Annotated in this window: 10 protein-coding genes; 6 read left to right on the forward strand and 4 right to left on the reverse strand. The window is 63.5% G+C overall.

What is annotated here, in order from left to right:
* Positions 1 to 49 precede the first annotated feature (49 nt).
* Entirely contained in the window at positions 50 to 1,018 is a 969-nt protein-coding gene (locus ACP7B7_RS10255; RefSeq protein ID WP_426076600.1) for a cation diffusion facilitator family transporter, read from the reverse strand.
* A gap of 158 nt (positions 1,019 to 1,176) precedes the next feature.
* On the opposite strand from ACP7B7_RS10255, the gene ACP7B7_RS10260 reads away from it, so the two are divergent.
* Positions 1,177 to 2,145 (forward strand): IS1595 family transposase, encoded by a 969-nt coding sequence (locus tag ACP7B7_RS10260; RefSeq protein WP_426076601.1) that lies wholly within the window; start codon positions 1,177 to 1,179, stop codon positions 2,143 to 2,145.
* A 55-nt stretch (positions 2,146 to 2,200) separates the two neighbouring features.
* Here the strand turns inward: ACP7B7_RS10260 and ACP7B7_RS10265 are convergent, their stop codons facing one another.
* Together ACP7B7_RS10265 and ACP7B7_RS10270 are read right to left on the reverse strand one after the other, a co-directional pair.
* Positions 2,201 to 3,088 carry a pirin family protein gene (locus ACP7B7_RS10265; RefSeq protein WP_426076602.1) on the reverse strand — a complete coding sequence of 296 codons (888 nt, stop codon included), beginning with the start codon at positions 3,086 to 3,088 and terminating at the stop codon, positions 2,201 to 2,203.
* A 36-nt stretch (positions 3,089 to 3,124) separates the two neighbouring features.
* Positions 3,125 to 3,724: an FMN-dependent NADH-azoreductase gene (locus ACP7B7_RS10270; protein WP_426076603.1), complete on the reverse strand. Its 600-nt coding sequence runs from the start codon at positions 3,722 to 3,724 to the stop codon at positions 3,125 to 3,127.
* Between the two features lie 124 nt (positions 3,725 to 3,848).
* Here ACP7B7_RS10270 and ACP7B7_RS10275 point away from each other — a divergent pair, with 124 nt between their 5' ends.
* On the forward strand, positions 3,849 to 4,754 hold the full coding sequence (locus tag ACP7B7_RS10275) for a LysR substrate-binding domain-containing protein (RefSeq protein ID WP_426076604.1): 906 nt from the start codon (positions 3,849 to 3,851) through the stop codon (positions 4,752 to 4,754).
* 4 nt (positions 4,755 to 4,758) lie between these two features.
* Here ACP7B7_RS10275 and asd read toward each other — a convergent pair whose 3' ends face one another.
* On the reverse strand, positions 4,759 to 5,607 hold the full coding sequence (gene asd / locus ACP7B7_RS10280) for an archaetidylserine decarboxylase (RefSeq protein ID WP_426076667.1): 849 nt from the start codon (positions 5,605 to 5,607) through the stop codon (positions 4,759 to 4,761).
* A 214-nt stretch (positions 5,608 to 5,821) separates the two neighbouring features.
* Here asd and ACP7B7_RS10285 point away from each other — a divergent pair, with 214 nt between their 5' ends.
* The 4 genes from ACP7B7_RS10285 (at position 5,822) to ACP7B7_RS10300 (ending at position 12,400) form a co-directional block, all read left to right on the forward strand.
* Positions 5,822 to 8,038 carry a TonB-dependent receptor plug domain-containing protein gene (locus ACP7B7_RS10285; RefSeq protein WP_426076605.1) on the forward strand — a complete coding sequence of 739 codons (2,217 nt, stop codon included), beginning with the start codon at positions 5,822 to 5,824 and terminating at the stop codon, positions 8,036 to 8,038.
* Positions 8,039 to 8,214: 176 nt separating this feature from the next.
* Entirely contained in the window at positions 8,215 to 10,428 is a 2,214-nt protein-coding gene (locus ACP7B7_RS10290; protein WP_426076606.1) for a TonB-dependent receptor plug domain-containing protein, read from the forward strand.
* A gap of 61 nt (positions 10,429 to 10,489) precedes the next feature.
* A complete protein-coding gene (locus ACP7B7_RS10295) occupies positions 10,490 to 11,728 on the forward strand; it encodes a DEAD/DEAH box helicase (RefSeq protein WP_426076607.1) in 1,239 nt (412 codons plus the stop codon).
* 54 nt (positions 11,729 to 11,782) lie between these two features.
* Positions 11,783 to 12,400, forward strand: coding sequence for an LON peptidase substrate-binding domain-containing protein (locus ACP7B7_RS10300; RefSeq protein WP_426076608.1), 618 nt, complete (start codon positions 11,783 to 11,785; stop codon positions 12,398 to 12,400).
* Positions 12,401 to 12,409: the final 9 nt, after the last annotated feature.

The following is a 12,409-nucleotide window of genomic DNA, read 5'->3' on the forward strand; positions in this document are numbered from 1 at the left end:
ACCGTCGCGCGGCAGGGCAGGCGTCCCAGGGCTGGCCGGGCTGCCTGCTTCAGGCGATCCGGTCGTGACTGTGGTCTTGCTGGTGCAGGCCCGCCATGCCGGCGGTTTCCGCCTGCAAGGTGATATGGTCGATGCCATGCTGGCTCAGCAGCATGGCCTTGATGGCGCGCAGCACCTGCGGCCAGTCTTGCAGTTCATTGATCTGCACGTGGCCGATCAGCGCCGGCTGGCCCGGCGACATGTCCCACACGTGCAGGTCGTGGACCGACAGCACGCCGGGAATCTGCTCGACGTCGGCGCCCACCCGCAGGTAGTCGATCTGGTGCGGCACGCCTTCCATCAGGAAGTGGTACGAGTCCTTCAACACCCCAAACGTCGATTTCAAAATCAGCAAGGAGACCAGCACCGACAGCAGCGGGTCGATCTGCATCCAGCCCGTGAAATAAATCACGGCGCCGGCGACGATGGCCGCCACCGAGCCCAGCAAGTCGCCCATCACGTGCACCAGCGCGGCGCGCGTGTTGACGCTGTCCTTGTCCTTTGACAGCACCCACGCCACCACCAGGTTGATCGCCAGGCCGATGACGGCCACTACCACCACCGTGTCGCCATGTACGGCTTCGGGGGCGGAAAAGCGCAGCACGGCTTCGTAGCAGATCCAGCCCACCACGCACAGCATGGCCAGGCCGTTGACGAAGGCGGCCAGCGCTTCGGCGCGGCCAAAGCCGAACGAGTGGCGCGGCGAAGGCGGGCGGCGCGCGATCACCTGCGCCAGCAGCGCCAGGCCCAGCGCGGCCGCATCGGTGACCATATGGCCGGCGTCGGAAATCAGGGCCAGCGAGTTGGACAGGAAACCGAAGGCCACTTCGACGCCGGCAAACGATAAGGTCAGGCCCAGCGCCCACGCCAGCACGCTTTGCTTGCGCCCCGTGAAGGAGTGGGTGTGCTTGGCGTCGCCTTTCAGGTGGGCGTGCAGATGGGTGTGGTCATGGTCGTTCTTGTTGTTCTTGTCGTGCATGGCGTTCTTTGTGGAATGATCTTGCCGCCAGTGTAAAGTAAAGGCCCGCGTGCCGTGGGAATGGCAGGCATAAAAAAGGCTATGTCACCGAAAGCAGTGGGAACGCCCAGCCGTTGCCGAGGTCTGACTGATCAGGTATTTCCTTCCAGGAGCCGATCGTGGACACCACCCAGTGGCAGATTTTCGCCGACCAATTTTCACAACTATCGTATCGCCAGCGTATTGCCAGCAGCAGCTTGTTGCGCATGCGCGCGCCGCAGGATCCGGCTGTCGCCCTGATTGAGCAGACAGCACAGGCGCAACTGCATTGCCCAGCCTGCCAATCGACCCATTTCCACCGCCACGGCCAGGCCCACGGCTTGCAACGCTATCGCTGTGTTCCTTGTGGCAAAACGTTCAATGCCTTGACCGGCACGCCGCTGGCGTATCTGCACCACAAGGAACGATGGCTGGCCTATGCGGATTGCCTGCTCAACTCGTTTTCGGTGCGCAAGGCAGCCCTGCAAGTGCATATCCATCGCAACACCAGCTTTCGCTGGCGCCATCGTTTTCTCGCGCTGGCCAAGACCGATCGGCCACATTGCCTGCACGGCATCGCCGAGGCCGACGAACTACATGTGCTGGAGTCGCAAAAAGGTTCACGGCACCTGACGCGGCCGGCACGCAGACGTGGTGGCCGCGCAGGCAAACGCGGCATTTCCAGTGAACAGGTATGTGTCCTGGTGGCGCGTGACCGCACCGGGCAAACCGTCGATTTCATCACTGGCCTGGGTCAGCTGACCAAGGCCAGGCTGCACGCCTGCCTGCCAGCGGTGATCGACCGCGATATTTTGTTGGTCAGTGATGGCCATCCGGCCTATTCCGTGTTTGCCAGGGAGCTCGGCATCCAGCATGCAGCCGTCAACTTGCGGGCCGGCGTCCGCGTGCGCGGTGCGGTGCACGTGCAGAACGTCAACGCGTATCACAGCCGGCTGCGTGGCTGGCTGCGCGCCTTTCATGGGGTCGCGACGCGTTATCTGCCCAACTACCTGGGCTGGCGCTGGATACTGGACGCCAGGAGAATCTTGTGCCCCGAAAGCTTGCTCAGGGCCACCTTGGGGACGTTCCCACATTTGATGGTGACATAGCCTAAAAAAACCTGCATGGCGTGAGCAATACAGGTTTTTTCCAAGCAAGCAGCAATTACGCAGTGGCAGCCGTCTCGCCGAACTTGCCTTCACGGAAGTCTTGCACCGCCTGGAATACCTCGGCCTGGGTATTCATCACGAAGGGACCGTACTGCGCGATAGGTTCGTTCAGCGGCTGGCCCGCCACCAGGATCACGCGGCCGCCTTCCGGCGCGGTGATGCGCACGCCGTCGCTGCCTTGTGTATTGGCGAAAATGGCCATGCGCAGGGCCGGCACCGCCTTGCCGTCGACCTCGACCGCGCCCCGGAAGGTGTACAAAAAGGCGTTATGGCCGGCCGGCAAGGGGTGCTCGAAGCTGGCGCCCGCCGGCAGGTCGATATCGAGGTACAGCGGTTCGGTGCGCTCGCGCTGCACCGCGCCCGCCACGCCATGGCTGCTGCCGGCGATCACTTGCACCGCCACGCCTGCATCCGTGGTATAGCGCGGAATCTCGCTGCTGTCGAAATCGCGGTACCAGGGTGTGCGCATCTTGTCGCTGGCGGGCAGGTTCAGCCACAATTGAAAACCTTCCATCACGCCCGCTTCCTGTTCCGGCATTTCCGAATGGATCACGCCGCTGCCGGCCGTCATCCATTGCACGCCGCCCGAGGTCAGCAGGCCTTCGTGGCCGGCGCTGTCGCGGTGCCGCATGCGGCCCGTGATCATGTACGACACGGTCTCGAAGCCGCGGTGCGGGTGCTCGGGAAAGCCGGCGATATAGTCGTTCGGCTGGTCGCTGGCAAAATTGTCGAGCATCAGGAACGGATCGAGGCGGCGCTGCAATTGCTGCGTCAGCACGCGGTTGATCTTCACGCCGGCGCCATCCATGACGGCCTGGCCGGCAATGACGCGCTCGACGGTGCGCGGTGCGGTGATGCTGGTAACGGTAGTGATAGCGTTCATGATGCTCTCCAGTTATTACTTTTCGGTGTGAAACAATCAGACGAGGATGGCGTTGATCTCGGCGTCCGCCTGGGCTTGCGCCTTGGCCACGGCTTCCGGACCCATGCCCATGCCTTCCGAATACACATACTGCACGTCGCTCAAGCCCAGGAAACCGAACATGGTGTTCAGGAACGGCACCTGGCTGTCGGTGGCGCCGTCACGGTGCAGGCCGCCACGCGACAGGCCCACATAGACTTTCTTGCCGGTCAACAGGCCTACCGGGCCTTTTTCCGTGTACTTGAACGTGACGTTGGCGCGGGCAATCGCGTCGAACCAGCTTTTCAGTTGCACGGTGATGCCGAAGTTGTACATCGGCGCGCCAACCACGATCACGTCGGCCGCCTGCACCTGGGCGATCAGTGCGTCGTCGAGGGCGATGCGGGCCGCCTGTTCGGCGGTGCGCTGCTCGGCTGGGGTGAACAGTGCCTGCAGGGTCGGTTCGTCCAGCACCGGATGCGGCTGGGCGGCCAGGTCGCGGCGCACCACGGCAGCGCCAGGGTTGGCGGCGAGAACCTTGGCGACCAGGGCGTCGGCCAGGCGGGTGGATGCGGAACCGGTGCTGCGGGCGCTGGAATTGATTTGCAGGATGTTCATCTTGTTTCTCCTTGTGAGTGAGGTGTCTTGCGATGGATGAACTATAGCAATTCCAAAATTGATGCGGAAGCCGTTAAAATGGATAACATTTATCCACTGATGGAACAATCAAGGAATGAATGCGATGGACATCGATCCCGGCGATTTGCTGCTGTTCGCCCGCGTGGTGGAATGCGGCAGTTTTTCGCGTGCCGCCGAGCGCGTCGACTTGCCCAAGTCGACCTTGTCGCGCCGTATTTCGCTATTGGAAGGCAAGCTGGGCGAGCGCCTGCTGCGGCGGACCACGCGCAAGCTGGTGCTGACCGAATTTGGCGCCAGCCTGCTGGAACACGCGCGCAAGGTGGTGGAAGAAACCGAGGCGGCCGGCGCGCTGGCCCAGCACCGCCAGGCCGGGCCCAGCGGCTTGCTGCGCATTTCGATGCCGGCCGACTTTGCCGATACCCTGATGCGACAAGTGCTGGCCGAGTTCGTGCGTCGCTATCCGGCGATTTCGCTGGAACTGGATCTGTCGGCGCGGCGCGTGGATTTGCTGGAGGAAAATTTTGATTTGGCGATACGCATGGGTAACCTGCCCGACGACGCCAGCCTGGCGGCGCGCCGCGTGGCCTTCAGCACCCTGGCGCTCTATGCGTCGCCGCAGTACACCAGCGTGCATGGCTTGCCCGAGCATCCCGACGATTTGTTCCGGCACGACCTACTCAGCTTGCCGCGTGCCCAGCATGGCCTGGTGCGCTGGACCCTGATACGCGGCAAGACCACCTGGGAGCGCGACTTGCCGGTGCGCCTGCTGGCCAATTCGCCGGAATTGCTGGTACGCATGGCCTGCACCGGGGTGGGCATCGCGGCCAGCACCGACCGCTTCGCCAAGGCTTATCTGCAAACGGGGGAACTGGTGCGCGTGCTGCCGGAGTGGAGTTTTCCGCTGGTCACGGGCTGGGCCGTGTTTCCCGGCCGGCGGCTGATGCCGGCCAAGACGCGCGCGTTTCTCAACCTGATGGAGGAGATGTACCAGATGGACATGCCGGTCTAAAACGTTACTTGGGAAAATTACCCATCACTTCACCAAGCTGCACCGGCCCGGCCGGCTGCCACGCCGGGTTGAACTGCAGCGTGTCTTTCGGGAACAGCATGACCACGGTCGAGCCCAGCAGGAAGCGGCCCAGCTCTTCGCCTTTTTTCAGCACGATATTGTCGTTGGCATAGCTCCAGTCGCGCACTTGCCCCGAGCGCGGCGGGTTGACCACGCCGTGCCAGACGGTGGCCATGCTGCCGACGATGGTGGCGCCCACCAGGGTCATCACGAAGGGACCGTTGGCGGTGTCGAACACGCACACCACGCGCTCGTTGCGGGCGAACAGGCCGGGAATGCCGCGCGCGGTGGTCGGGTTCACGGAAAACAATTCGCCCGGCACATAGATCATGCGCGTCAGGCGGCCGTCGCACGGCATGTGGATGCGGTGGTAGTCGCGCGGGCTCAGGTACAGGTTGGCGAAGCTGCCGTGCTCGAATTGCGCCGCCAGCGCCGCATCGCCGCCAACCAGCGCGGTGGTGCTGAAATGATGGCCCTTGGCCTGGAAGATCTGGTCCTTGTCGATGGCGCCGAACTGGCTGATGCGGCCGTCGACGGGGCAGACATAATCGGCTTGTGCGATCGGACGCACGCCGGGGCGCAGCGCGCGGGTAAAAAAATCGTTGAAGCTGGTGTAGTGCGTGATGTCCGGGTCGAGCGCCTCATCCATGTTGACGTTGTAGCGGCCGACGAACCAGCGGATCAGCCGGGTGGTCATCGAACCGCCTTTGGCGCCGGCGACGCGGCCGGCGAAATTGGTCAATGCTCCCTTGGGCAGCAGGTATTGGGGCAGGACGGCGAGACGGGACACGATAGGGAGCCTTTGAGGGGGAGGGTGGAATAATGATGTAAACGCATTATAGCGGCGAAGGATGACCAGGGATACCGCGGGCGTGCGAAGTCGTTTCCACGGAATTTAATTTTTTATAAGAAATATTTTCGGCTGGCCGTGTCATGATGAAAAAATTGCCTCAAAATATGAGCGCCTGTTTTCAGTCCCTGTTCCCCGTGATACCAACTGCCCAGCCATGATGCCACCCCGCCTGCTTGCCTTGTACCTGACCATTGCCGCCACCGCCCTGATGGTTGCCTGCCAGGCGCAGGCTCGGGAAGAGGCAGGGCAGGAGACAGAGCAGCAGCGCAAGCCGGCCGAGCCGGTGCAGCAGCAGGTGGAAGTCAACAGCCGCTACGATCCGCGCCGCGACGACACCGCCAGCAAGATGGTCGTGTCCAGCGAGGAAATCCTCAAGTATGGGGATACCAATGTCACGGACGTGCTCAAGCGCCTGCCCGGCATTACCGTGACGGGCGCGGCCGGCCGCACCGGCGGCGAGATCCGCATGCGCGGCCTGGGCAGCGGCTATACGCAGATATTGCTCAACGGCGAGCGCGTACCGGCCGGCTTTTCGCTCGATACCGTCTCGCCAGACATGATCGAGCGTATCGAAATCCTGCACGCGGCCAGTGCCGAGTTCAGCACCCAGTCGATCGCCGGCACTATCAACGTGGTGCTCAAGAAAGCCGTGAAAAAGGCCCAGCGCGATCTCAAGCTTGGCATGGGCGGCGGGCGCGATGCGCGCTCCGGCAATGGCAGCTTGCAGCTGTCGGACAAGGATGGACTATTTTCCTGGTCGCTGTCCGCGTCGGTATTTCGCTACGACTATGATTTCGGCGGCACGCGAGACAGCCCCGCGCTGGACCTCGGCTACCTGCCCGACGGCCAGCAGAACCTGCTGCGCCGTATCGCCGGTGATGGCGGTGGCCGCGTGGAAGGCCTCAACCTGGCGTCACGGCTGAGTTGGAACTATCCCGCTGGCGACAGCCTGACGGCGCAGTTTTTTCTCAATGCCAATCGCGGAAATAATCGCAGCAACTACCATACCGAAACCGTGCTGGGCGAGCGGCCGGACTATGACACCAATGACATCCACGGCGGCAATCGCCAGGTTGCCGGTCGCACCGACCTGAACTGGGTACGCAAGCTCGACGCTGGCGGCAAACTCGAACTGGGCGTGCGCGGCATGGCCAACAGCAGCGTGAACGACAGCGATACGCTGGGTCTGATCGATGGCGCGGAGCTGGCGCTGGACCGCCGGGTGCAGCTGGAAGCGACGTACGATACCATCTCGTCGAACGGCAAGTTTTCTTCGCCGTGGATGCCGGGCCATGCGTTGTCGATGGGCTGGGATGGCACGCTCAGCCGGCGCAAGGAAGAACGCCGCCAGCGCGAAGCAACCCCGCCGGGCGCCGGTCCAGCGCGCTACAGCGATGAGCACTACCGTTCCGACGTCAGGCTGCTGGCCCTGTACGCGCAGGACGACTGGGAGATCACGCCGCACTGGTCCATGTATGCGGGCCTGCGCTGGGAAGGCGGCGACACCCGCAGCGCCGGCGACAGTTTCGATGCCGTGCGCCAGCGCAACAGCGTCTGGAGTCCGCTGCTGCAGACCTTGTGGAAGCTGCCTTCCACCCGCGGCGACCAGCTGCGTCTGGCCCTGACGCGCACCTATAAATCGCCGTCCACCTCGACCCTGATACCGCGCCGCAGCATCTCGATCAACAATAGCCAGGCCGAACCTGACCGCCAGGGCAATCCCCGGCTGAAACCTGAACTGGCGCTGGGTATCGACGCCTCGTATGACCATTACTGGGCCGAAGGCGCCTTGCTCGGTGTGCGCGTGTCGGCCCGCCGTATCGACGGCTACACGCGCCAGGGCTTGCTGCTGATCGACGGACGCTGGGTCTCCACGCCCATCAACGACGGCCGCGCCAATACGCAGACGGTGGAACTGGAGACGAAGTTTCCCTTGCGCGCGCTGCTGGACGCGACGGCGCCGGCGATCGACCTGCGCGCCAGCCTCAGCCGCAACTGGTCGCAAGTGGAGCACGTGCCGGGGCCGGACAACCGGCTCGACCAGCAGACGCCGTTCAGTGGCAATCTCGGCATCGACTACAAGATGCCGGGCGGCATGCTGACCATTGGTGGCAGCCTGGTATTGACCAGCGGCGGCCCGGTGCGCATCACGCGGCAGCAGTTCGCGTACACCTCGATGCGGCGCGACCTCGACCTGTATGCGCTATGGAAATTCAATCCGAAAAACCAGCTGCGCCTGGCGCTGTCGAATTTGCTGGCGCAGGATTTTGAAAGCAATGCGATCTTCAGGGATGCCAGCGGCAGCATCGTCCGCGCCGGGATCTCGGCGACCACGCCGCAGGCGCGCGCCACCATGGAACTGAAATTCTGACGACTCGCCTTGCAGAATTGGCCATATTCTGACGGCCCGCGCGTTCGATGGCCGAATTTAATTTGCCCAAAACTTTATTTTCTGGAAACTGTGCCGTAGGGCAAAATTTTGCTGCAAAATGCCGCTGCCGTTTTTAGCGTCAGCCATTTCATTCAGCCAACTCCAGCTAATTCATCATGCCATCGTCCTTGCCTCTGTTTCGCCTCACCCTGTGTACCGCCGCCGTCCTGTTTGCCTGGCATGCCCACGCCCAGCAAGCCACTGCTGACGCCAATCCCGCCGCGCCGGTCGCGCCTGCTGATTCCGCGCCTGCCGTGCAGAAGGTGGAAGTGAAGGGCAGCGGCTACGATCCGCGCCGTGACGACACGGCCAGCAAGATGGTGGTGAACAGCGAAGAAATCCTCAAGTATGGCGATACCAATGTCACGGACGTGCTCAAGCGCCTGCCCGGCATTACCGTCACGGGCGCGGCCGGCCGTACCGGCGGCGAGATCCGCATGCGCGGCCTGGGCAGCGGCTATACGCAGATATTGCTCAACGGCGAGCGCGCGCCGGCCGGTTTTTCGCTCGATACCCTGTCGCCCGACGTGATCGAACGCATCGAGATCCTGCATGCGGCCAGCGCCGAGTATAGCACCCAGTCGATCGCCGGCACCATCAATGTGGTGCTGAAAAAGGCCGTCAAGACGGCGCAGCGCGAGCTCAAACTGGGCCTGGCGGGCAGCCGCGACAGTTTTTCGCCGACGGTCAACCTGCAATTGTCTGACCGCGACGGCAATTTTTCCTATTCGATGGCCGGCTCGCTGTTCCGCTACGACTATCACTACGACAATCCCGCGCTGGAACTGGGCTACCTGCCCGACGGCCGGCAAAACCTGCGGCGCCGCACCACCGGCAGCGGCGACGGCCGTCCCGAAGGCATCAATCTGTCGCCGCGCCTGAACTGGACCCTGAAAAGCGGCGACACGGTCACGGCCCAATTCTTCGTCAACGCCGGCCGTGGCGAGCACCGCAACGTCAGCCGCGCCGAAACCGAACTGGGCGCGCGTCCCGATTACGATACCAATACCGGCAGCTCCAGCAATCACAACGCCATGGGCCGCGCCGACCTGACCTGGATGCACAAGCTCGATGGCGGCGCCCGGCTGGAACTGAAACTGGGCGCGACCGGCGCGCGCAATACCTCCAAAAGCCTGCAGCGCGGCTATATCGATGGCGCCGGCCTGGCGCTCGAACGCGCGGTGGGCGTGAAGTCGACCGAGAACGGGGTCAGTTCGACCGGCAAATACTCGACTCCGCTGGTGCCGGGCCACGCGCTGTCGATGGGCTGGGACGGCGCCTACACGGAGCGCGAGGAAGAGCGCCGCCAGCGCGAGGCGGTACTGCCGGCCGGCCGGCCGCCCTTCAACAGCGACGAGGATTATGATGCGCTGGTGCGGCGGCTGGCGCTGTTTGCCCAGGACGACTGGGAGATCACGCCGCGCTGGTCGATGTATGCGGGCGTGCGCTGGGAAGGCATCGATACGCGCAGCACCGGCGACAGTTTTGACGCCGTGCGCCAGCGCACCAGCGTCTGGAGTCCGCTGCTGCAAACGCTGTGGAAGCTGCCCGATACCAAGGGAGACCAGATCCGCCTGGCACTCACGCGTACCTACAAGGCGCAGCCGGCGTCGAGCCTGATACCGCGCCGCAATACCTCGACCAACAACAGCCAGACCGATCCGGACCGCGAAGGCAATCCGAACCTGAAACCGGAGCTGGCGCTGGGCATCGATGCGTCGTATGAGCATTACTGGGCGCAGGGTGCGCTGCTGAGCGCCCGCGCCTCGGCGCGCCGCATCGACGGCTACACGCGCCAGGGGCTGCTGCTGATCGACGAGCGCTGGGTCTCGACGCCCGTCAACGATGGCCGCGCCAATACGCAAACGGTGGAACTGGAAGCGAAGTTTCCGTTGCGCGCCGTGCTGTCGGCCACCGTGCCGGCCATCGATGTGCGCGCCAGCATCAGCCGCAACTGGTCGCAGGTGGACCAGGTGCCGGGGCCGAACAACCGGCTCGACCAGCAAACTCCCGTCAGCGGCAATTTCGGCCTCGACTACAAGACGGCCGACGGCGTATTGACGGCCGGCGGCAGTTTCAATTTCCGCAACGGCGGCCCGGTGCGCATCACGCCGCAGCAGAGCGCCTACACCACGCCGCGGCGCGACCTCGATCTGTATGCCTTGTGGAAATTCAACCCGAAAAACCAGTTGCGCCTGGCGGTATCGAATCTGCTGGCGCAGGATTTTGAAAGCAGCACGGTCTATACCGACGCAAACGGGACGATTGCCCGCAACGCGATATCGCCCAGCTCGCCACAGGCGCGCGCCACCATGGAAATGAAGTTCTGACCGGGGCACCTGGCTGGCCTATAATCGCGGCTTCTTATCCGCTTTGCTGCAAGGTTCCCCCATGACGTTTTCCTCCCTCGGCCTGATCGATCCCCTGGTCCACACACTCGCCGACCTCGGCTATGACAAGCCGACCCCCGTGCAGGCCAAGGCCATTCCCGTCGTCCTGGCCGGACGCGACCTGATGGCCGCCGCCCAGACCGGCACCGGCAAGACGGCCGGCTTTGCCGTGCCCCTGCTGCAGCGCCTGGCTTTGGAGGGCGTGGTGGCGCCGCAGTGCGTGCGCGTGCTGGTGCTGGTGCCCACGCGCGAACTGGCCGAACAGGTGTATGCGAGTTTTCGCAGCTATGGCGGCAGCTTGCCGCTGCGCAGTTTTGTCGCGTATGGCGGCGTGGCGATCGAACCGCAAATCAGCAAACTGCGCAAGGGGCTCGACGTGCTGGTGGCGACGCCGGGCCGCCTGCTCGACCTGCAGTCACAGGGCGCGATCAAGTTCGAGCAGGTGCAGACGCTGGTGCTGGACGAGGCCGACCGCATGCTCGATCTCGGTTTCGAGCGCGAACTCGACCTGCTGCTGATGACGATGCCGAAACAGCGCCAGACCCTGCTGTTTTCGGCCACCTTCTCGGACGCGATCCGCGCCATGGCAAAAACCATGCTCAAGGACCCGGTGTCGGTGGAAGTGAGTCCGCGCAACAGCACCGTGAAAGCCGTGAAGCAGTCGGTGATCGTGTGCGACAAGAAGCGCAAGCCCGAACTGTTCCTGCACTTGCTGAAGAAGAAACGCTGGGGCCAGGTGCTGGTGTTCGTGAAAACCCGCAAGGGGGTCGAGGTGCTGGTGAAAACCTTGCTGGAGCAGGGCGTGAGTGCAGATTCGATCCATGGCGACAAGACCCAGCCGAACCGCCTGCGCGCGCTGGCCCGTTTCAAGGCGCGCGAAGTGCAGGTGCTGGTGGCGACCGACGTGGCGGCGCGCGGCCTCGATATCGAGCAACTGCCGCAGGTCGTCAATTTCGATTTGCCGACCGTGGCCGAGGATTATATCCACCGCATCGGCCGCACCGGCCGCGCCGGCGCCAGCGGCGAAGCGATTTCGCTGGTCTGCGCCGACGAAGTGGAATTGCTGTCGGCGGTCGAAGCGCTGACGCGGCAGACCCTGAAACGCAGCGAGGAGCCGGGCTTCGAGGCCGAGCACCGGGTGCCGGGCACGGCCGCCGGCGGCGCGATCCAGAAAAAGCCGGTCAAGGTGCTGGCGCCGAAAGCGGCCGAACGCGCGGCCAAGCGCCGCTTTTACAAATAGCCTGATCGGACCAGTTGTGCTGCACGCCCGGCGCATTCGTGCCATCATGCGGGCATGACCTCGATACCCTTGTTTCCGCTCAATACGGTGCTGTATCCCGATGGCTATCTGCCGCTGCAGATCTTCGAGGTGCGCTACCTGGACATGATACGCAAATGCATCACCGGCGAGCAGCCGTTTGGCGTGGTGCAATTGCTCGACGGCACGGAGGTACGCAAGCCCGGCCAAGATGAAACCCTGGCCCAGGTCGGCACCCTGGCAAAGGTGGTCGACTGGGCCGCACCCTTGTCGGGCCTGCTGCAAATCAAATGCATGGGCACCCGGCGTTTTCAGATTGGTTCCAGCGAACAGCTGAAAAACGGCTTGTGGGTGGCGGAAGTGGACTTGCTGCCGCCAGACCTGGTGATGCCGATCCCGCCTGAACAGCAAAACGTGGCCGACGCCCTGGGCGCCTTGATCCGTACCTTGCAAGAACAAAAAATCCCGCTCGACCAGATGCCGATCCAGCCGCCATACCGGCTCGATGAATGCGGCTGGGTCGCAAACCGCTGGTGCGAGCTGCTGTCGCTGACGCCGGTGCAGAAGCAATTGCTGCTGAGCCAGGAAAATCCCGTGCTGCGGCTGGAGTTGATCCAGGATAACTTATCGGAAAATGGTTTGCTGGAAGACTAATTCGGCATG

Source organism: Janthinobacterium sp. PSPC3-1, from assembly GCF_049896105.1.
Classification (GTDB): domain Bacteria; phylum Pseudomonadota; class Gammaproteobacteria; order Burkholderiales; family Burkholderiaceae_D; genus Janthinobacterium.

Bases quoted from the DNA above. Each gene is read 5' to 3' on its own strand.
- ACP7B7_RS10255 (WP_426076600.1), bottom strand. From the start codon at position 1,018: ATGCACGACAAGAACAACAAGAACGACCATGACCACACCCATCTGCAC.
- ACP7B7_RS10265 (WP_426076602.1), bottom strand. From the start codon at position 3,088: ATGAACGCTATCACTACCGTTACCAGCATCACCGCACCGCGCACCGTC.
- ACP7B7_RS10270 (WP_426076603.1), bottom strand. From the start codon at position 3,724: ATGAACATCCTGCAAATCAATTCCAGCGCCCGCAGCACCGGTTCCGCA.
- ACP7B7_RS10275 (WP_426076604.1), top strand. From the start codon at position 3,849: ATGGACATCGATCCCGGCGATTTGCTGCTGTTCGCCCGCGTGGTGGAA.
- ACP7B7_RS10285 (WP_426076605.1), top strand. From the start codon at position 5,822: ATGATGCCACCCCGCCTGCTTGCCTTGTACCTGACCATTGCCGCCACC.
- ACP7B7_RS10290 (WP_426076606.1), top strand. From the start codon at position 8,215: ATGCCATCGTCCTTGCCTCTGTTTCGCCTCACCCTGTGTACCGCCGCC.
- ACP7B7_RS10295 (WP_426076607.1), top strand. From the start codon at position 10,490: ATGACGTTTTCCTCCCTCGGCCTGATCGATCCCCTGGTCCACACACTC.
- ACP7B7_RS10300 (WP_426076608.1), top strand. From the start codon at position 11,783: ATGACCTCGATACCCTTGTTTCCGCTCAATACGGTGCTGTATCCCGAT.